Below are 22,121 nucleotides of genomic sequence, written 5' to 3'. Positions count from 1 at the left end.
ATTTGAATGAACAATAGATTTAAAACATTAGCCCCTATAATCGTAGCATTGTCATTGACTTTAATAGGCTGCAATAATGATTCAGCTAAAATATCAGCTCAAACTAAACAAGCTACTTCTAAAATAAAAGCCTATGATCTTATAAAATATAAGGATTCTTACGTTGGTGATAATAGTGCTGTAGCAAATATAATTACAAAGCTTCCTGCCAATGCTTATAGTGCAGGATTTAGTCTACAAACTGCTCAAAAGCCATATGGAATGACCATTAATTATAAAACAAATAAAAATTCAGGTGAAGAAGACTACACTAAATTTTGGAGCAACGTAAAAATTGAAGAATTCTTAGAGAAGAATGCTGTAGTTTTGTTATCACTTATAAAAAATGCTGATACAGTTAACTTTAATGTAGAGAATATAGGTGAGAAACCATATAAATATGACAGAAAAGAATTAGAAAAAAAATATGGGGGAGATTTAAAAAACTTATTTAAAGATAAAGCTTCAATAGATAGCTTTTTGAAGGATTAATAAAGATTGTTTTTATAAGTACTTATGTAGCCAATATAAGCTCAATCCTTTATAATAAAATCAATTCACATCTATAGTATAGACTAACTGTTGATTTAGTATTTATATACCATATGAAAGGAATGATAAAAATGGTAGAAGTATCAATGTGTCAAAGCTGCGGTTTACCGTTTAACGAAGAACATGCACATTTCATAGCAACAGATCCAGACGGAAGTAAAAGCATTTACTGCACAAACTGCTATAAAAACGGAAAATTTATAGATCCAAATATGTCTATGAACGAAATGATTGAGCTAATTGTCCCTATTTTAGGAAAAGCAATAGGCGAAGAAGAAGCAAGAAAAGAAATGACAAATTTATTACCAACTCTTAAACGTTGGAGATAATCATAATCTGCATAAAACTTAATACAAAAATATTGATATAACAACAAAAGAAGCCTCCATAATTGAGGTTTCTTTTAATATTGCTATTATACTTAAAAGTTATTACATATCTTTCTAGATATTTTATTTTTCATCTTCTAATTGTTCAACAGTAAATCTATCAAATTCTATATCTTCGATGAAGTTGTCTTCATTAAAAGTAGTCTTTCTTCTTCTGTTGTACTCTCTTGTGTTAGTATCTAACCAATAAGGCTTTGAGATATCAAACTTATCACAAAGCTCATTTATACATTCCTTTACAGCTACTTCAAGGTTATCTTCATTATCAGATGTAGCCACATCATCCATAATTATTTTATTATTTTTAATCACTTTTCCCCATATTCTTATCATAATACCTGTCCTCCAACTATTCATCAGTACTGTTATATTATAAATTGTACATTATCATTTTAATAATATATTCCGTTGTGTTTTTCAATTAGTAAAGGGTTCCTATATGGAAACTTAAGTTATACTTGTTCGAAAATTATGCATCTATAACTTTTAGCATATATAAATTAATAATTGAGCTAGGAACATTATATATCAATTTGCTCATGTCCTAAAAACATTGATTCATACCTTTTTCAAGTAAGTATAAATTAATTTTTATAATGAAGCCATATACTAAGTTTTTCTTTGGATTATACTCTAATATATTAGTATTATCAATACTGCAAATTTGATAACACTTTCCTTTATACGCCATTCATTACTACATATACAAATAATAGATAATTATTTTAAATCTTAATTCTGTTAAATTTCTCTTCATAAAAAAAGCGCCTTCAAATATTAGTATATGTTGTCTAACATTTGAGGTGCGCTTCAATTTTTAGTGCTTAATGTCAAATATCCCATTCTTTTTTGCAAAAACGAATACAGCCCATTAGATGTATTACAATTGTAATCACCAAATTAATACCAATAAATTTAATAATACGTCCAAATGACGAGATCATTGGAACTACTGTTGGATAACACCATGGAAAGTATGTCCATATATTTTCTGATTGCATAACCAAAAATCCAGATAACAAAATTACAATTCCAACACCCAAATAAGCAATTATTGAGATCTTTTCCAAAGAAAAAATATAAAAAAATGATAAAATTGAAAAGGTGCATAAAAATGATATTACCAGATCTGATAAAATCTTCATCAATGGTAGTTGGAAATCACTAAAAATGCCCCCAGATATTAACATACCTGTTAAATAACCAGAATAAAGTATCAGTAACATTGCCATCAACATAAATAGCTTAACTAAATATATCCTATACTTTTTCACTGGCATACACAGCAAAAGTCTCCAGTTGTTATTTCTTTCTTCCATTTCTCCTACAATCCTGCAAATAAGTATAATGTAAGTAGGTACGACAATTGCAGAAAACATGTTATAAGAAACAACATATAATACTAAACCAGCATTTGCATCATCAACTAACTTTAATGATGGTACAAGATATATCATAGAGAATACCCAAGCAATTGGAACTAAAAAGGTAATCCAAATCAAGTGATTCTTTAAATATTTATATAATTCCGCTCTTAACATATTCTATCCTTTCCCTATCTGTTGATGTTTTGCCTCTTAAATACAAAAGTAGAAATTATCAATCCAATGATGATAAATATACAAGAAATTAACATCATAAATAGAGCTTGTTTCCAATCCGCACGATAACTAAAATCAGAAAATGAATATGGGTTAAACTTGCCAAACCAACCATTCAAATACGTCCCCTGCGACATTAGTCCAAGCAATAGGCCTATAAATATGCTTATCCATTTAGATGAAAAAAACTCTACTGCAATCATTTGAACTGCTGCCGTCGCCAGTGTAGATGCCCATAGTATCCAAAAACATCTAAAAAACAGGTCAGCATCTAAAGGATCCTTAACGCCTGTTATAAATCCTGAGAACACCATCGTTGCAATATTAACAACAATCATAAGTGTAATAAACTCACAGCTCACAATATATTTAGATAAAAGCAACTGATATTTCTTAATTGGCTGAGTTAAAATCAAAGACCACCCATTATTTTTTCTTTCTGCGGAAAATATCTGAGTCAAAATCAATGTTGCAAACAATGGAAGAAGAGCCGGAAAATATAAAATACGTTGCTCTTTCAGTATCAGCTGCCAACAAGATAGGTTCATTTCCCTTTGATATACAAGTAAATATCCTGTATATCTAAAATGGAGATCTATTGTAATTAAGAAATTAATCGCAAGCGGAATTAAAATTGACATAAGAAAAATTCCTGTTCTTTTTAGCTTGATTTGCTCACAATATACAAGTTTAAATAACATTATCTAATGACCTCCGTAAAAATCTATTTTGAATTTATTTAATTGTCAATATAATTATATTGATCGTTCATCCATCATTCTTAAATAAATATCTTCCAAGGAATCACTATGTTTAAAAATACAAGTAATTCCAATATCTTGGTTCATAAGTTCTTTTGAAATATACTCAACTGTATAGTCGCCATCAATTACTAATTTTTCTTCTTTAATTAAAACTGCTATTTTCTTACTTCTAAAATATTCAACAGCTTTTTGAAGGTCACTAACTCCTACAGTGATTCTTTCTGTCTGCTTATCGATTAGTTGTTGCAAATCTCCTTGATATATAAGTTGTCCATTTTTCACAATTCCAACTTTATCCGCCATAAGTTCCATTTCATTTAATAGATGGCTGGAAATTAAGAATGTAATACCTAAGCTTTTTGCCAAAGATTTAATTAGTTCTCTAATTTCATGTATGCCAGCAGGATCCAATCCATTGACTGGCTCATCAAGTATCACAAGTTTAGGATCACCAATAAGAGCTGTTGCAATCGCCAGCCGTTGTTTCATTCCTAGAGAAAACTTACTAACCCTTTTCTTTCCACAGTTATGCAAACCGACCAGTTTAAGAATTGGATTTATTTTGTCTGTACTCAACTGTTTCATCAAGCAGACAATTTTGAGATTATCCCACGCATTCAAATTCCCGTAAAATGATGGAGTTTCGATTAAGGCACCTACATCTTTTAGAATAGCTTCACGATTAGAAGAAATATCCTGTCCAAATATATGCACACTCCCACTATCTGGTCGAATCAACCCAAGTAGCATTCGTATGGTTGTAGTTTTTCCTGCTCCATTAGGTCCCAAAAGTCCAAAAATACAACCTTGTTGTATACTTAAACTTAAATTATCTACTGCTTTACATCTATTAAAACTCTTACATAAATCCCTAGTGTTCACAGCTATCGCACTCATACTATCTCCTTTTCTTAACCTAAAAAACTATTTACAAAATGCTGTCATCTCTGAAATTATTGAATATAAGTGATTATTAAAATCATTTTTCTACTCAAAACCAATGTTTTCAGAAATCTTTTATAGCACTACTATCTTCCGTATATAACAACACCTTGATTTAATTTATAAACAAATCATTACATAACATCTAAAGATAAAATAGATGGATAATTATAATTTGATAGTCGTACCAAAGTGTATCCTATACCCGCAAGTCCTTGCATAAATGAAAAATCACTGTGGTATTCATTATCACCAAAGGTTATTCCATTAACTTGAATATTATCTAGTTCTTTATTTGCAATATCTTTAGCTAAACTTATACATTTTTGCATAGACTTTGATTTACCAATCTCTAAAAGAATGTCGATATTACCAAATGTTCCATGACAAATGCAACTTGACTTACATTTATAATTCTTTATGCTTTCTATTCCATTCATTAAATCATTGGTTATCATATTGTTTTCCTGATTTATTAACTCTAGAAGTTTCATTCTACACAGAGCAATTCCTGCTCCACCATAACACCAATAAGATAAAAACTGTCCGTCTCCACGCAGATCCTTCCAATTATACTCTGAAGGTACATAATGAGAATTTTCTTTTTTTATTAGATCCAAACCAAATTCAATATAATCTTTTTTGCTTGACATTACACCTAATTTGATTAGCGCCCATGCATACCCTGAAAGCCCATGTGCCAACCCTGTTAATAAGTTTTCATTTTCACTTTGAAGTGACTGGTATAATTGCTCACCTAACCATTCTGCTTTTTCAAGATACAATTTATCCTGTTCTTTTTCAAAAATATTAAGTAACATTACAATCAACCCAGCAGTACCAGTTACAAAATCTTTAACGGAGTCTTCTACAGAATTAATCTCTGTTACCATTCTGTAGCATCTATCATAATATGCCTTGTTATTAGTAATTTTGTACATGTTATAACATATATATATACTAGACCCAGTTCCAGTAAATGCAGATAAACTCTTTGATGCCTCTTCATTTGATAACTGGTAGTTTAAAAATTGTTCTGCAAGACCAATATACTTTTGTTCTTTGAGCTCCTGCCCCAAAGCAGCCAAAAATAGAATGATTCCTCCACCTGTATATAAGTTAAAGTCCATAGGACTGATAATTCGCCTCATATTTGAGGATTCTAATGCCATCAAAATACTTGCTTCACTTTGTATAGAATTAAACACAGCTAAGTTATAAATTTGATCAGCAATTATTTTTGCACTTGAAATATAGCTATCTTCACCATAAACTTCAAGGTTATATGAATAATTTGCTATAGGCTCATTTAATGTATTTAAAGATTGACTTATATAGTACAATTGTTTATCAAGATCATTCTTACTGAATTGCTTTACTTTATCCTCTATAATCTGATATGCAGATTTTTGAAAATAATTTTGAATATTTTCAGTTAAGTTGCCTACAATTGTTTTACTATTCATTTCAGAAGAAAAATATGGGACATCATGCTTAAGCAAAGCTTCAATCTCACATTTAACAATATCTCCTTGAGATTGATTGATATACATTTTTGAAAACAAAGTTTTACGTGATTCCATACTTTCAAGATAGTTGGGCTGCGTACTTGCCTCAAGAAACCTAGCATATAAAGCTGTTGGTCTAAGTACATGTCTTATAACAAGCCTATTTTTTCGAATTATATCTAATATTTCATCACACTTATTTTCTAAAGTACTATAACATGCTGAAAAACCGTTTTGGATACTTATTAAATTTAATTTAGGCGATACAACCTCATTATTGTAGATCAAAGCATTGTTTCCTTTGGGCGATGCACACGGCTCCTTACTTAAACAAATCTCATCGGTTCCAGCATTTTCAAGTTGGAAATAAAACCACTTATTCGAAACCGTATTATCGGTTCCAGCCATTCCACTCAAATCAAAATCAAAAGATCCATTTATAAAATTCGCAGGCAATAGCATTGTTCCTAAAACAGAACAAGCAAATTCTTTGTTGATTTCTGCATTAGTGTTACCACCTTCAACAGATTGTTGAAAAATATTAACTAACGTCTCTAAATCAAAAATAGCAGGCGTATCCTTACATGCTAAAATATTTTCGTAATGTAAGTCACTGCATGAAAACATATAAAAAATAGCTAAAAGAGCTCCTGTACGATAATAAAATCGGTCAATATCATCAGAATTTTCAGCCTCTTCATAAACAGCAAATTCTTGCCATCCATAATTAATGCAGTCTATGCATTCTAATTTTTTCAAATAAAATTGAAATGATGTTTCTTTATTAAGATAACTAATTATTTTATTAAATAAACTTTCTGGTGAAAGCCCATGTGGTTTATATACAATAGTTCTTTCGCCAAATTGCAATATCGTAACTTTCTTACCATCGTTATGTGAATCCCCTGAGGATATATTTATGTTTGTAAGATTAAAGATACTGATGCTAAACTTGCTCTCAATACTTTGTTTATCTATCCCAAGCCTTTCTAATAGTTCATCTATCAATTGCAATCTATCGGATATTTTAGTATCGATTAAATAAAGTAGGACAGGATAATGATTAAAAATTTCTCTCAGATATAATATATCTGATAATTTTTCATTAAAGTCATTATATCTATCTATCGAACTTTCTCCTTTTAATTTGTTATTTGACTTTAAACAATTCAGTTCAACAATTAATGTACGTATTGTCAATGCTGTAATTTCTTCAGCAATACTCGCTAAAAGCGAGCTTATAATTGTTTGTTTATCAACCTTCACAGAGTATCCTAAAGAAAACTTCTCCAGAGATCTTTCTATATGCTTTTCGCAATAAATTAAAAATGGTCTATATAAATTTCCAAAAGCAGGAGATAAATTATTACATATTAAGTCTACTAACTCTGATGAATCCATACTTGCAAAATATTTATTTTCAAGAACATCTACACTTTTTTCCATAACCTTCTCCTCATTTCATGAATTTTTATTAAACTAACCATAAAAATTCATCAACATTGTCATAATCATATTGTTTAAGCATAGCAAATCCTAATCCAGAAGCACCAAGCATTAAACCATTGAATCTATTTAAAGTTTTCTTATCAGATTTCCAATCATCTTTAACGCGATCAAATAATTGTTGAAACACATTTAGACATTCTACTTCTACTTGTGCATTATTCATTACTTTAGAGTAATACCTTATAATTGTCAGAGCAGACAAATCTCCATGACAATAAGGCAGATTATGTCCAAAACTATTTTTAATTGATAAGTCAAATGCCAACTCTATTTCATTATCAATCATTTCATCATGATATCCATATTCTTTCAACAGAAGTTTGCTCAAAAGTATTCCACAAACACCACTACACCAACTAATATCCATCTCACTTTTTTGAAGTGATGAGTGCCAACCAGGCATATTTGATGAATAAAAAATATGTCGTTCATATTCCAAAATGTTTTGAAGTAATTCCAATATTTCATTATTAGATGTAATTGTATATAACTTGTAAAGATATGGTGCAAATCCAGCTGTTCCATGTGCAAAACCAGAACCTATTCGCTCTTTATTTAAATTGATAACTTTGCCATACTCACTTGGTAAAAATTTATTTTTAAGAAATTCATATATCCTTATAGACAATGATAAGGCCCTATTTTTTAATGCCTGATTATATGGCTTTTGATATATTGATAATAAAGCAGCTAAACAACCAATGCCACCACCAATAAAATCAAAATTCACATCCTCATCAATATTTTGTTCGATGAGATCTAATACACCATCAATACTGTCTGACAATAATGAATCTCCTGTTAAGAGAGTAATCTTATTTAATGCATACGCTAAACCTCCAAGGCCTTTATACGCACCGATAGCTCCCTCATATTTTATCTCATTTCTTTTATTTACAATTTGAACTACAGGCTGAATTGTTTCAATCGCATAACGACGATATTGCTCATTACCACTTATCTTCCATAAATAAATGAAGAATAGTGCTGTACCTGAATTTCCATCATATAAATCTAAACTATCTACATCAACATTCCAATCTTCACTATCAGTCATTAATGTTTGCGCACCTACGTATGCTCTATCCACCTGTCCATCATCGTTAATTCCCTTAAAGCTACGTGAATGTAAATGATCAGCTATATCTTCAGAGAATCTTAACCATTCGTTCGGTCTTGGCTGACTATCAGATTCATAATTAAATGTAATACCTGTTATATCATTTTCTGAATTACGGACGAAAAAGGCATCCTTGATTAAACTAATTTGTATCTGCATATCTATTAATGATAAATTATTTAATTTATTACTGAGTATTTCTGAAGTATTACGTTCTACGCTATTAGAAAAACATATATTTGGATAACCTTTCAAATCATGCGATTCAAAACTTGTATAAAAATACGGCACCTGATTTCGGCAAAGCTCAGAAAGTTCAAATCGTTTAATATTAATATCATAGTAATCGTTAGCACCTATTTTAGATAGTAATATCAATCTGTGAATTGGCTGTCGCATAAAATCAGGGTGTGATGCAATATTTAATAAACTAGTATAGGTGACTGTAGATTTCAATATAATTCGTATTTGGCATTCTGCAAATGTCGATATAGTAAAATCAAGCATTTCAGTCTTGTTTTTTTGAGCAAATAGATAGAAAGATTTAAATCCATCTAGTAAATAATCCATAAACTTTTTCGGATCTAAAGCCTGTCCTAAAAGTTTAGGTGCATTTTTCTTAGTATCAACAGGTAAGTACTCATATGATAAACTCAAGTTGTCCGAATCAAGATTTTCAAAAACTAGTGATTTAAGAATACTATTTTGATTTTTGCTTTCACTTAATGCACCTACGTCAATACTTTGAATTTTGTCGTCTTTTCTAACTCTCATTCGAGTTGGAAGTAATCCAATTTTAGCAACCGACTGGTAAATAAACTCAATTGCAGTTTGAAATCCACTATCTTTATTCTTTGCGCTCTTGTCCGTTATCTTAGGATGAAATAACGTCTCTAAGTCAACTAAAACTGGATCTTCTTCATGCGCTATTATATTTTCAAAATGAAAATCTACTGCATTAAAACAATACAAAATCCCTAGCAAAATACCAGACTTTGTATAAAACCTATTTACCTTCTCCTGACTATCGCACTCTATCTGTTCAACATATTCCATCCAACCACAGTTCTTAGTAGTATGTATCTTTGTAATTGACAATTGAATGCCTTCAATTATATTTTTAGAATTTACCCACTTTAAAAACTCCTGGAACTGCAAATCAAGCTTCATATCTCTCGGCTTATATACAACATTTACATTTTGAAAATGTATAATAGCAACGGTCTTTCCATCACAATGCACGTCTCCCATTGAAACTTCTATATCTTTAATTTCACCAAGTTTTCCATTACTCAGAAATATTCGATCCAAATCTTTTATTTCTGATTCTGTATTAATTATAATATCTTGTATATAGTCAAAGTAATTTTGGATCATGTTTGATGAAATGCAAAAAAGTGTCTTATACTCATTATAAAATTTTGTTCTATATTGTGAATCTGATAGCAACGTATTTATAAAATATTCATATCTCTGTTTACTATCATTACCTTTTAATAATCCATCTTCTCTTGCACAATTAAGTTCCAATACAACAGTACGCATAAAATAAGGACTTAAATTACTATCTAATTGAGATAGAACACTGGAAATGAAAGATATCTTATCACCAATTAAATTACTATTATTAATAGTATTCATCAATTCACCAATATTTGCATATACAATGTCTTGATATAACAAGTATATTGGCATAATCGCTATATTTTTTCTCATACATTCATCAATCTGTTTTTTCTGTTCATTAGAAATGGATAGCTTTAAACGATTATCTACATGACTATATAAAAGCGGAAAAAACAAATTCTGATTTCCACATTTCTCAAATGGAATATCTAGCATTTGTTCAACATGATCAATCAGTTCTTCCTCCGTGTTGAAATTCGGAAAAAGACTCAGCCAATAATTTATTACATCTTGATTTTCAAAATCTTTAAATATACGATTCATATTACATCTCCATAAAGTATTATTAGTTAATTGCATTGTTATCTATTGATTTCAAGCTAAGAAAAAGATAATAATATAGATACCCACAACTAAATTCTAACTTATTCATTAAATCTATCAGCTTTGACTTTAGTGTCAGAAAGAATCAATTTTCTGAATAAATTGAGTTTTCACCGTGGGTATCTAAAATATTAAAAGTTTACTCTTATATCATCTTATGATTAGGCCAGTCTGTATTTTGAATCTCTTCTATACAGTAATAGATGTGTATTATTTCCCCGAATCAATAACATTAGAAAAAGTCTCTTCACATTTAAAATACTTTATATAATATTAAATGTTACTTCTAATGTTAAACTATTTACTACAGTTTGATTGGCATTCAATAGTCCAGGTACATACACTGCCCTTATTTCCCATGTAAACACTCAAAGTGATGCTTATAGTTCCACCACTAAAAGTACCACCAGTTACATCTAATCCTTGATTTTCGGAAATCTCATAATTGACATCTCCACATGGAAGTTCTGTACTGGACTCTTGATAACGTCTAATTGGATCTTTAATCATTTTCCATCCCCGCTTTCTTTTTTAGATTTATCTTATTTACCACACTTTGTTGTACATGCACTTGTTACAGTAAATAATGCAGAAATTGCAGTAGCAGAAGCTACAGTTGCAGAAATAGCGCTAACTATAGGTGTACTACCACCATTGATATTGTTAGTATTAACTAATTCTAACAATTCATCTTCTTCTATAAAGCCAGCATTTTTATAAACTTCGTTATTCTTCATTTATTTCACCACCTTCCAATATTTAATGAATAATAAGCTTGTACATAATCAACACATTTATTTAAAATGCGCATCACAATTACATCTTATTCCAGTAACTTTTTTTATCAAATCTTGTAAACTTTTAACAATTTTTATTCTATATGGTAAATATGAATATAATATTAACTATTTGTAAACATTATGTAAACTATGTATAAATTTGACATTTTGCAACTTTCTTGATACAATTACCTTGTTTTTATATATAATTTATGTATAGAACAACACTGTTTTCGTGCATAAAGGAGGCATTTAGTGTGAATTCCAATTTATTTCGTAAAGCTAGCTTACAAAAAGTGTTAACTTCAGATCAAGACAACATTACAGATTATGTAAGGACCATCTCCATAAAAGCGTGGGTTATTCTTTCAAGTATCCTTATTCTTCTTATTTGTCTACTAATTTGGATGTTAACTGTTACTTTTACCGATAAAATCAATATCATTGGAATATCTAAAGATAATCAAATTATATGTTACATCACACCCGAAACTTGTAAATCAATAACATATGATACACCAGTAAAAATAGACAATGAATACGATGCACAAATTTCAGATATATCATCTATACCTCTTTCTAAGCGCGAAGTTGAAAGTAAACTTAAGTTTGACTATTATAAATCGAACTTATCCTTATCAGATTGGAATTCTGTTGTCACCATAACATGTGATAATCATCAAATCCAAGATGATAAAATGCATTATATAACCATCACTAAGGGTAAAATTGATTTGATAAACTTTTTTAAAAATTGATAAAGGAGATGTGCCATGTTTCGTAATACTTGTATAAATGTCCCTGTAGTTATGCAGTTAGAAAATGTTGAGTGTGGTGCGGCTTGTTTAACAATGCTTCTTGCTTATTATGGTAAATGGGTCCCCTTGGAACAGGTTCGGGAAGAATGTGGAGTTTCCAGAGATGGCTGCAGTCTTAATAATATGGCACGTGCCGCCCAAAAATACGGATTGGATGTACATAGTTATAGGTGTAGCTTAAATTTCATTATGACAAAAGCAAAATTACCCTGTATAATACATTGGAATTTTAATCACTTTGTTGTGCTCAATGGATTTACAAAAAAAGGTGCAGTATTAACTGATCCTGCTCAAGGAAAAGTAACAGTATCCTTAGATGAATTCGCTAAATCTTTTACAGGTATTTATATGCAGTTATCAAAGACAGCGCAGTTTATTGCTGATGGGAAACGTCAGAGCATTTGGTCTTTTATAAAAAAAAGGCTCGATAATTCTATTTCACCAATGATTTTGATATTACTTACAAGTATAACTACTTGCATAATTGGTATAATCTCCCCAGTGCTTAGCAGAGTATTTTTCGACTATGTCTTAAACAAGAGTAATCCCTATTGGTTATATCAACTCATTAGCGTAATGATATTATTACTACTATCTCAAATCGCTGTTTCTATTATTAACGGCATCAATTCTCTAAAAATACAGGGTAAATATGCTATATACTCAGATTACTCTTTTATTAAGCATCTTCTTCGATTACCAATGAATTTTTATTCTCAACATATGGCTGGAGATATTTCTGTGCGACAGGACTCTAATAGGACTATTGCATATACATTGATTCAGAAATTAGCACCTGCACTTTTAAACTTTATACTTCTAATAACTTATTTTTTCATTATGATTCAGTATAGTATTCAATTGACCATTATAGGAATTTTAGTTATATGTATAAATTCTATTCTTGCAAGAATAATTTCATCTAAACGTCTAGATATCTACCGAGTACAAGCACGAAATAGCGGAAATTTGATGTCAAAAACTTTATCTGGTCTCCAAATGATTGAAACAATAAAAGCAAGCGGTTCAGAATTGGGCTTTTACAAGAGTTGGTCCGGCCATCAGGCCGCTGTCAATAATACAAATATTGAAATCGATAAAATTAATCTCTTCTGGGGCATGCTTCCTCAGCTTATTGAAAAAATCGGTAATGTTTTAATTTTGTCACTTGGTGCATTTTATATTATGAAAAATCATTTTACGGCTGGTATGTTACTTGCATTTCAAGGATTTATGATAGCTTTTATTCAGCCAGTAAATTCGTTGATTTCAACTGGACAAAGCATTCAAGAAATGCGTACATCAATGGAACGCGTAGAGGATGTAATGCAATCAAAACCAGATACACTTTATAATACCGATTCATCATGTAAAACAGAATTATTTGATCATATGGAACTTAATTATGTGGATTTCGGATATTCAAAGTATTCAAATGCTGTTATCAATGGGCTCTCTCTAAAAATCCATGCTGGAAAGAGTATTGCTATTGTTGGTTCATCCGGGTGTGGAAAATCTACCTTATCTAAACTTATTTCTGGACTATTTGATCCATGGTCTGGAGAAATTCTTTATTTTAATAATTCACTTTGTGAAATTCCTAAAAGTGAATTTAGAAAATTACTAACCGTTGTCGATCAAAACATTGTCCTATTTGAAGATACCATTGAAAATAACATTAAGTTATGGAACTCTTCGATTTCAGATGAACAAATGTATTTAGCTGCACAAGATGCACAAATTCACTCTACTATATTAGAACGTGAAAATGGTTATCAAAATGTGCTTCTTGAAAACGGAAAAAACTTATCAGGCGGTCAAAAACAATGTATTGAAATTGCTAGAGCTTTAGCTCAAAATCCTCAAATTATAATATTTGACGAGGCTACTTCAGCACTAGATGCAAAAACAGAATATCAAGTAATGCAGGCTATTCGTGCACGAAATATTACCTTAATTATCATTTCACATAGATTATCTATCGTACGTGATTGTGATGAAATAATTGTAATGGATAATGGTAAAATTGTTGAACGAGGAAACCATGCTGAATTGTTTAATCAAGGAAAAATGTATACAAATCTTGTTACTACAGAATAGGTGATATAAATGAATCTATATAAAAATGATATAAATATTACAAACACATTAAATAATTTTGAAACCGAAAATCCACTCAATGAAATCCCTCATTACAATGAAGAACGGAACAATCAACAATATAGATTAGCATTTAATTTGATTTTAAAATACTATAAAGTTGATACTTTAACCGATTCACATATACTATATGAAACTATGGAACATATGATAATAAACTTGATGCCAATAAAAGGATTAATATATCGCTCTATTGTATTAAAAAATGATTGGTATAAAAACAGTATGGGCGCTATGGTAGGCAAAATGCAGACTGGGGAAATAGTAGTTTTTGTCCCCAAAATAACATCTGGATATATTTATATCAACTGTAATACAAAAAAGAGATATAATGTAACTAAAAAATCCGCAAAATTATTTGAAAATGAAGCCTTTTGTTTTTGTAAATCTTTGCCACATAGTGCGATTAATATTTCAGACCTAATTAACTACACTTTAAAATCTGTGCCTTTACCAAAATATATCATGTTATTGCTGTCTTATTTGGTTGTAACATCACTTGGGCTTGTATTACCTAAAATGAATCAATTTATTTTCAGCAATGTCATACCTAATAATTCGTTTAAAATATTATTATCAGCAGCCTGTGTATTAGTTGGTATCTCATTTTCAACAATTTTGTTTTCAATCATAAGCCGCTCAATACTATGTAATATCAGAACTATAATTTCAGTTTCAACTCAAAATGCTCTAATTGATAGGATATTGTCATTACCGGTTTCATTTTTCAAGGAATATTCATCAGGAGATATATCTAAGCGATTGCAAGGATTTATTGCTGTGATCTCACAAATGATTGATTCTATATTCACAACTGTACTTCCAGTTATATTCTCGTTAGTCTATATAATTCAAATTGCAAATATTACACCTACTTTAGCTATACCAACAGCCACAGTAACAATACTTATGATTGTATTTATCTTAATATTTATTGTTTTTCAAATTAAGGTATATATGAAATTAACTAGAAACGATGTTAATGTCTCCAGTATTTTTTTCTCTTTGTTATCTGGAATACAAAAAATCAAGCTTGCTAGAGCAGAGGAAAGAGCATTTACTCATTGGGATAAAGCATACAAAAAATCTGCTGAACTACTATATAATCCCCCACTCATTTTAAAATTACAGCCGCATTTTAGTACAGTAGCTTCTTATGCAGCAACTATATTATTGTACTACATCGCAGCTATTACCAATGTATCTATTGCCGATTTTATGTCATTTACAATTTCATTTGGTATGATTACGGCTGCGCTTACATCTGCTTCTGACATATCAATCATATTTGCTCAGTTTTATGCTACAATCGAACTTCTAAACCCTATTTTATGTGCTGTCCCTGATTCATCAGGTAACAAACATATTATTAAAAATCTAAGTGGCAATATAGAACTTAAGAATGTCTGTTTTAAATATAGTCTGCTTAGTTCTAATATTTTTGATGATTTTTCACTCAAGATACAAAGTGGTCAGTATATAGCTATAACTGGGCCTACCGGGTGTGGAAAAAGCACTCTTCTTCGCCTATTACTAGGATTCGAGTTTCCACAAAGCGGAGCAGTTTTGTATGATAACATTAATATTAATGAAATGAATCTGAAAAATCTTAGGAAACAGATTGGCACAGTATTACAGGATGGCAAATTATTGGCTGATAGTATTTTTGCAAACATCACATTTTTTGAACCTAATCTAACAATGGAGGATGCCTGGGAAGCAGCTGAAATTGCTGGAATTGGTGACGATATTCGCAATATGCCAATGGGGATGTTTACAGTAATAAGTGAAGGAGATGGCTCAATATCTGGTGGACAAAAACAGCGAATTTTGATTGCAAGAGCTATTGTTTCAAAACCTAAGATTCTTATTTTAGATGAAGCAACTTCTGCTCTTGACAATATAACACAGGAAAAGCTAACTCACTCACTGGAAAAATTAAATTGCACTAAAATCGTAGTAGCTCATCGACTATCTACAATTCAGCAATGCGACAAAATTATCATGATGAACAACGGAAAGATAATTGAAGAAGGAACATATGAATCCTTAATAGATAAAAAAGGAATGTTTTTTGACTTTGTACTAAGACAACAATCAACTCAAAATTATAATAAAAGGCTTATCACAAACTAAGGAGGGGCTTATGAAAAAAATATTTGCGTATATTGGAAGTCAAAACGGATCGAATTCGTATACCCGTAAGCTGGTAAAGCTAGTATTGGATCAAGTGGTTTTATTAAGTGCTGGTGAGATTCAATACAATCTTTTATCATCAGATGAAGTAAAGATAGATTTTTGTTATGGATGCGGGTGCTGCTTTTCTAGGGGCTTCTGTCCACATGATTCAACTGATGCAATGGGATTAATTAAAGACGAAATGCTACAATCAGATTTGATTATATTAGCAAGTCCTGTCTATGGTCACAATGTAACGGGAAATATGAAAGTGTTTCTCGACAGAATTTCTTATTGGATGCATATTTTTAGACTTGCAGGAAAACTTGGAGTAACTATTTCTACTTCCGACTCTAACGGCAATGAATTCGTCAATGGCTATCTTAATAAATTTATGCAATTTTGCGGATTACATGTAATTTGTAACTTTAAGGCATTGAAACTAAATAATCCCATTACGCTAGAAGATACTTTTGAAAATCTTGATATTACATCACTAAGTGAACTTATCTACGACCATTTGATTCATGATAAACCAGTAGCAGCTACTAATACTCAAGAATCATTATTTCAACATTTAAAGAATTTTATATTAGAGTTAGAAGCCAATAATATACAAAATGCGGAATATTCGTATTGGAAAGAAAATAGATATTTAGAAAGCGATAATTATAATGACCTCCTTAATAAGATTTACAGTCTAAAATCTTAAAATAATAATCTTATAAATTACGAACGTAAAAATTATTTAGCTTACAATAAAACAACAACTACTCAAAATTAGATTGGAGAAATTTATATGAAAATTAATGATGAAGACCATAAGAACACTAATAAAACTATAGATAGAAAACGCTTTTTGAAGATCATCCCACTACCAATATGTATTGCTATTGGTATTATTGTTGGAGTTTATACACACAATTTCACCCTCTGCTTCTCAATTAGCGTTGCAATAGGAGCAGGATTAATGGTTAGTAATATGTCTCGTGAATAATTAAACTGCCTACAGTAAATTGGACTACTTATCAGTTCCAATTCTGTAGGCATTTTTTCAATAAAATTCTATTCATATTTCTAATATTTTTCTTTACTCTATAGAAATCTCTTCTACGAATGCATCATTATATAAATCTACAATTGAACTGTTGTTTTCTTCCATTAATAAATTACTAATAAAATAGTTTTGTCGTTTTTCCTTTATTGAGTACAATAATAATTTTGCAATAAATTAACTTTATATTTACGAATTACACTTACTTAATGCAATAATAAGATGAAATTTACTAATTTGCATAAATATATTATAATAAAACAATGAATTACGGTATTATCAAAAAAATGATATATACATACACTTTATAATATAAAAATTATTTTTGATAATATTAAATATTAATGCCATATTGCTACACAATACTTAAATATGGCAATAAAAGAAGGAGGAAAACATATGAAAAAGAGGCTAAGTTTCAATCAAAACTTGCTAATAGGTTCATTATTATTCGGACTATTTTTCGGTGCAGGTAACTTAATATTTCCAGTTCAAATGGGACAACAAGCTGGAAATCATGCTTTTACAGCTACTATTGGATTTTTAATCACTGGTGTAGGACTACCTATCCTTGGTATCATAGCTTCGGCTCTTTCAAAAAGCGAAAGCTTATTTGATATGGCAAAACCAGTTAGTTCCAAGTATTCAACTATATTTACATGTTTATTGTACTTAACAATCGGTCCATTATTCGCAATTCCTCGTACTGCTACAGTGGCATTTGAGGTAGGAATTCATCCATTTATTTCTGACGAATATTTGAAAATAGGACTTATTATTTTCTCATTTATATTTTTTGCTATTACTATTTATTTCTCATTAAAGCCAGGTCAGATTTTAGATTGGGTAGGTAGATATCTTACACCTATTTTCTTGGTATTATTATCGGTTTTATTAATTGCTACATTCATAAGTCCAATGGGACATGCAAATAATTATGCTGCTCAAGGTAATTATGTAGCTCAGCCATTATTCACTGGTTTATTAGATGGATATAACACTATGGATGCTTTAGCTTCTGTTGCATTCTCAATTATTATTATTTCTAATATTCAAAAATTAGGTGTTAAAGATTCTAATTCGATTGCTATTGAAACCTGTAAATCAGGTTTAGTAAGTGTTGTAGGTATGGCTATTATATATGCTTCCTTGGCTTATATGGGTGCTACAAGTTTAGGCAGTGTAAGCCGCGCAGATAACGGCGGAACTATTTTGTCACTGGTTAGCAATCATTATTTTGGTATTGTTGGTCAAGTATTGTTAGCTGCTATTGTAGGTGTTGCTTGTGTAAAAACAGCTATTGGTTTAATAACTTCATGTGCTGAAATGTTCAGTGAAATGTTTCCAAAAACTGTTTCTTATAAGAAATATGCTATTGCTTTTACACTTTTCTCATTTGTAATAGCTAACTTTGGTTTAAGTAATCTTATAAAATTCTCAATTCCTGTACTTATGTTCCTTTATCCATTAGTAATTACTTTAATTTTATTATCTCTATTAGCTCCATTTATAAATAAGCAAAGCGATATATACAAATGGACTACTGGATTAACTGTTGTTGCAGCATTCTTTGACCTTTTAAAAGCACTACCTCAGCCTCTTGCTGGAAATGCTGTAGTTACAAAGCTTGTCACTTTCGCAACTTCATATTTACCAGGATATAATTACGGATTTGGGTGGGTTATCCCTGCACTTTGCGGATTCATTATTGGTTTAATTATCTGGGTAGTTGGTGGAAAAAATAACAATGCTATATAGATAGTAAAAAGTAAGAAAATGTCATAAACTAAAATCACTTCCGTAAATTAATACGGAAGTGATTTTTTATTCTTCTGGAATTTACCTCTTAATTATAACTGTGGATAATTCTGCGAACAGACTTAAGGCATAATATTATGTTCATTATCCAACCTTCCCCATAGCAAAGCTTAATATTAATATAATGAAGACTGTAGCAGTAATTTTTACATACATATAGTCCTTTTCTTTCATAAATACAATAATTGATACTCCTACCCTGAATATAGGAGTTACTATTAACAATAATAGCCCTGTCATTATTATTCCATAAGATTTAAATTGTAGAAGACCACTAAATATTTCTCCAACTGTTGTTGGGTAAGTATTACCACAATATCCACTTTTACCAGTTATTAAGAACATAATAAGTCCTATAATTATTACGGTAGCACTCAATACTACTCCTATTCTTAACATCTTGCTTATTGTAATCTCTACGGCAGCAATTTTATCTTCTTCCATAATTATACCCTCACTCCTTTAATAATCATCTGAATGGCGATGTATGCAAGAAAAGGTATGAATATTTTCCTTATAGTTTTACTTTTCATTCTCTGCATTATCTTTGTCCCTAAAGTTGCCCCAGCAAGTACACCTAACGCAACAGGTGCAGCTATTTTAGGATCTATTTCTCCTCTTAAAAGATATACTCCTGCACTAGCAGCTGCTGTAACTCCCATCATAAAATTACTGGTTGCACTTGATACCTTTAAAGGTAATTTCATAAACATATCCATAGCCATAACTTTGAAACTTCCGCTTCCTATACCCAAAAGTCCTGATATTATTCCAGCTCCGTACATTACTCCAAAAGCTCCCTGTACATTATCCACGTTATAGGCTACATCCTTCTTGAGCGCCTTGTCATAATATTGACCATTTAGCTTAAATTTCTCAGAAAGTGGAGAACGTTTCACATTTTGTGGTAGTTCTTCATTTCTTCTTTTAAGCATCATTACAGCTGAATATAATAACAAAAATCCAAATAGTACATAGAGTAGATTCGGAGCTATCAAGCCACCAATAAAGGCTCCCGTTATTGCACCTGTAGTAGTTGCAATCTCAAGAAACATCCCTATTCTCACATTTGTAATTTTATCACGTATATAAGCCACTGCAGAACCGCTAGAAGTGGCAATTACAGAAATAAGACTAGCACCAATTGCATATCTTATATCAATTCCAAAAAGCATAGTAAGTGCAGGGGTAATAACTGTGCCTCCACCAAGACCTAATATTGATCCAAGTGTCCCTGCTACCACTGAAATTAAAAGTATATATAATGAAGTTATCACAAAAAAACATCTCCTTTTTATCATTTCTATATCATTATAAATCTATAAGTGATATATTAAAAATATCTATTTAATATCAAAATCATATTTAAAACATATGGAAAGTTTTAAGGAGATTTAAATTATGGACATAAGACAATTAAGATATTTTATAACAATTGCAGAAGAAGGACAGATTACTAGTGCTGCAAAAAGACTTAATATGGCTCAACCTCCACTTAGCCAACAGCTAAAACTCCTTGAGGAAGAGCTTGGTGTAAAACTTGTAGAAAGAGGAAGTCGTAGTATTCAGCTTACGGACGCAGGTAAGGAACTAAAAAAACGTGCTGACCATATTTTAGAATTGACTGACACGGCAGTTAAGGAGTTAAAAGACTTTAATAATGGTCTCAAAGGAACTTTATCTATCGGAACCGTATCCTCCTCAGGTGCAACTTTTCTTCCAGAACGAATACAGAAGTTCAATGAAAACTTTCCACAAATAAACTTTGAAATCTGGGAAGGCAATACCTATAGAATCTTAGAAATATTAAATAGCGGCATTATAGAGATAGGTGTAGTACGAACGCCTTTCAACATGGGTACCTTTGACTATATCTATATGCCACTTGAGCCTATGATAGCTGTATCTGTTGACATGCAAGAGTTCTCCTCCAAAGATTATATTGAACTTGCTGATCTCGCAAACAAACCACTAATTATCTATAGAAGGTTTGAAAATTTAATAATAGAAACCTTTGAAAAGTCAGGCTTTAAACCAAATATTATATGCAAGACCGATGATGCAAGATCAACTCTTCTTTGGGCAGAATCAGGTATTGGTATCGCATTAGTTCCTAAAGCAGCCATAAAACTTGTTGGAAGTACAACACTTAAATATAAACCTATTAATGAGAAAGTCTTACAGACACAAATTGCAGCAATATGGGTGAAAAATAGATATCTTTCTACTGCCGCTAAACACTTTTTAAAAACCTTTAAAGGTGGTACTTCTGAAAACAAAGATTAATTAAGAAATTATAAAGCTTGTTCATAATTTGTAAGCTCTATACGAGTTGAAACTCCGCTTAAAGCTATTGCATGTATTGGTTGACTTACAGTTGTACAACAGTCAGATATAATCTTTACCTTATATTTTTCTGCTGATTTAGAAATAGCTGTGAAAACAACACAATTTTGAGTCATCATACCACAAACAAGCAGTTCTTCTATTTCTAGCTCTGATAAAACTTCTTCTAAATTTGTATTATAGAAGCTATCTGCAGTTTTCTTGATAACTTTTTTCGCATTTAGGGCAGCTTTTAGTATTCTTGGATGGATTTCTACGCCTTCCGTGCCTTCATTAAAGAATGGAGAACTGCTGCCTGAAATATGTTGAACTAAAATTATAGGGATGCTATTGTTAATAGCCCTTTCAATAGCTTTTTCTATATTGTTCAGAGTATCTTCAGTATTCCACAGAGGAAACTTCCCATCAGCAAAGTAATCATTTTGTAAATCGATAACTATAAGTGCTTTTTTCATTTCTAAAACCTCCAAGTTTTATATTGATTTATTACTTTTATTTCTAAAGATAGATACATAATTATGTTAAGCCATTTAA

At 30.7% G+C, this 22,121-nt stretch carries 20 protein-coding genes; 9 read left to right on the top strand and 11 right to left on the bottom strand.

Features of this window, described 5'->3' with window-relative positions; genetic code table 11:
* Positions 1-6: 6 nt before the first annotated feature.
* Both OCU55_RS17465 and OCU55_RS17460 read left to right on the top strand, forming a co-directional pair.
* Positions 7-531 carry a DUF4825 domain-containing protein gene (locus OCU55_RS17465; RefSeq protein ID WP_261853572.1) on the top strand — a complete coding sequence of 175 codons (525 nt, stop codon included), beginning with the start codon at positions 7-9 and terminating at the stop codon, positions 529-531.
* Positions 532-662: 131 nt separating this feature from the next.
* The gene (locus OCU55_RS17460) at positions 663-920 is read left to right on the top strand and encodes a zinc ribbon domain-containing protein (protein ID WP_261853571.1); all 258 of its coding nucleotides are present in this window, start codon (positions 663-665) and stop codon (positions 918-920) included.
* A gap of 123 nt (positions 921-1,043) precedes the next feature.
* Here the strand turns inward: OCU55_RS17460 and OCU55_RS17455 are convergent, their stop codons facing one another.
* From OCU55_RS17455 to OCU55_RS17420, 8 genes are all read right to left on the bottom strand, one after another.
* Complete coding sequence (locus tag OCU55_RS17455) at positions 1,044-1,313, bottom strand: hypothetical protein (protein WP_261853570.1); 270 nt, start codon at positions 1,311-1,313, stop codon at positions 1,044-1,046.
* Between the two features lie 497 nt (positions 1,314-1,810).
* Positions 1,811-2,521: an ABC transporter permease gene (locus OCU55_RS17450; protein WP_261853569.1), complete on the bottom strand. Its 711-nt coding sequence runs from the start codon at positions 2,519-2,521 to the stop codon at positions 1,811-1,813.
* A 14-nt stretch (positions 2,522-2,535) separates the two neighbouring features.
* On the bottom strand, positions 2,536-3,282 hold the full coding sequence (locus OCU55_RS17445) for an ABC transporter permease (RefSeq protein WP_261853568.1): 747 nt from the start codon (positions 3,280-3,282) through the stop codon (positions 2,536-2,538).
* Positions 3,283-3,336: 54 nt separating this feature from the next.
* Positions 3,337-4,242 carry an ABC transporter ATP-binding protein gene (locus tag OCU55_RS17440; protein ID WP_261853567.1) on the bottom strand — a complete coding sequence of 302 codons (906 nt, stop codon included), beginning with the start codon at positions 4,240-4,242 and terminating at the stop codon, positions 3,337-3,339.
* A 179-nt stretch (positions 4,243-4,421) separates the two neighbouring features.
* Positions 4,422-7,241, bottom strand: coding sequence for a type 2 lanthipeptide synthetase LanM family protein (locus tag OCU55_RS17435; protein ID WP_261853566.1), 2,820 nt, complete (start codon positions 7,239-7,241; stop codon positions 4,422-4,424).
* A gap of 28 nt (positions 7,242-7,269) precedes the next feature.
* The gene (locus OCU55_RS17430) at positions 7,270-10,374 is read right to left on the bottom strand and encodes a type 2 lanthipeptide synthetase LanM family protein (RefSeq protein ID WP_261853565.1); all 3,105 of its coding nucleotides are present in this window, start codon (positions 10,372-10,374) and stop codon (positions 7,270-7,272) included.
* Positions 10,375-10,731: 357 nt separating this feature from the next.
* Positions 10,732-10,944, bottom strand: a complete 213-nt coding sequence (locus OCU55_RS17425; RefSeq protein ID WP_261853564.1) for a plantaricin C family lantibiotic — start codon at positions 10,942-10,944, stop codon at positions 10,732-10,734.
* 32 nt (positions 10,945-10,976) lie between these two features.
* Positions 10,977-11,171, bottom strand: a complete 195-nt coding sequence (locus tag OCU55_RS17420; protein ID WP_261853563.1) for a class II lanthipeptide, LchA2/BrtA2 family — start codon at positions 11,169-11,171, stop codon at positions 10,977-10,979.
* 299 nt (positions 11,172-11,470) lie between these two features.
* Between OCU55_RS17420 and OCU55_RS17415 the strand changes: the two genes are divergently transcribed.
* From OCU55_RS17415 to brnQ, 6 genes are all read left to right on the top strand, one after another.
* Positions 11,471-11,971, top strand: coding sequence for a hypothetical protein (locus tag OCU55_RS17415; RefSeq protein ID WP_261853562.1), 501 nt, complete (start codon positions 11,471-11,473; stop codon positions 11,969-11,971).
* A 15-nt stretch (positions 11,972-11,986) separates the two neighbouring features.
* Positions 11,987-14,131, top strand: coding sequence for a cysteine peptidase family C39 domain-containing protein (locus tag OCU55_RS17410; protein ID WP_261853561.1), 2,145 nt, complete (start codon positions 11,987-11,989; stop codon positions 14,129-14,131).
* A gap of 9 nt (positions 14,132-14,140) precedes the next feature.
* The gene (locus tag OCU55_RS17405) at positions 14,141-16,327 is read left to right on the top strand and encodes an ATP-binding cassette domain-containing protein (protein ID WP_261853560.1); all 2,187 of its coding nucleotides are present in this window, start codon (positions 14,141-14,143) and stop codon (positions 16,325-16,327) included.
* Positions 16,328-16,337: 10 nt separating this feature from the next.
* Positions 16,338-17,081: a flavodoxin family protein gene (locus OCU55_RS17400; protein WP_261853559.1), complete on the top strand. Its 744-nt coding sequence runs from the start codon at positions 16,338-16,340 to the stop codon at positions 17,079-17,081.
* An 87-nt stretch (positions 17,082-17,168) separates the two neighbouring features.
* Positions 17,169-17,366, top strand: coding sequence for a hypothetical protein (locus OCU55_RS17395; RefSeq protein WP_261853558.1), 198 nt, complete (start codon positions 17,169-17,171; stop codon positions 17,364-17,366).
* A gap of 456 nt (positions 17,367-17,822) precedes the next feature.
* On the top strand, positions 17,823-19,181 hold the full coding sequence (gene brnQ, locus OCU55_RS17390) for a branched-chain amino acid transport system II carrier protein (RefSeq protein ID WP_261853557.1): 1,359 nt from the start codon (positions 17,823-17,825) through the stop codon (positions 19,179-19,181).
* A 144-nt stretch (positions 19,182-19,325) separates the two neighbouring features.
* On the opposite strand, the gene OCU55_RS17385 is transcribed toward brnQ, so the two are convergent.
* A complete protein-coding gene (locus tag OCU55_RS17385) occupies positions 19,326-19,685 on the bottom strand; it encodes a DUF1634 domain-containing protein (protein ID WP_261853556.1) in 360 nt (119 codons plus the stop codon).
* A 2-nt stretch (positions 19,686-19,687) separates the two neighbouring features.
* Positions 19,688-20,542 (bottom strand): sulfite exporter TauE/SafE family protein, encoded by an 855-nt coding sequence (locus OCU55_RS17380; RefSeq protein ID WP_427847068.1) that lies wholly within the window; start codon positions 20,540-20,542, stop codon positions 19,688-19,690.
* A 100-nt stretch (positions 20,543-20,642) separates the two neighbouring features.
* Here OCU55_RS17380 and OCU55_RS17375 point away from each other — a divergent pair, with 100 nt between their 5' ends.
* Complete coding sequence (locus OCU55_RS17375) at positions 20,643-21,527, top strand: LysR family transcriptional regulator (RefSeq protein ID WP_261853554.1); 885 nt, start codon at positions 20,643-20,645, stop codon at positions 21,525-21,527.
* A gap of 8 nt (positions 21,528-21,535) precedes the next feature.
* Here OCU55_RS17375 and OCU55_RS17370 read toward each other — a convergent pair whose 3' ends face one another.
* On the bottom strand, positions 21,536-22,042 hold the full coding sequence (locus OCU55_RS17370; RefSeq protein WP_261853553.1) for a cysteine hydrolase family protein: 507 nt from the start codon (positions 22,040-22,042) through the stop codon (positions 21,536-21,538).
* Positions 22,043-22,121: the final 79 nt, after the last annotated feature.

The sequence above is a fragment of the Clostridium folliculivorans genome, assembly GCF_024341905.1.
Taxonomy (GTDB): Bacteria; Bacillota; Clostridia; order Clostridiales; family Clostridiaceae; genus Clostridium_AR; species Clostridium_AR folliculivorans.
This window is presented reverse-complemented; position numbering and strand designations above follow the sequence as displayed.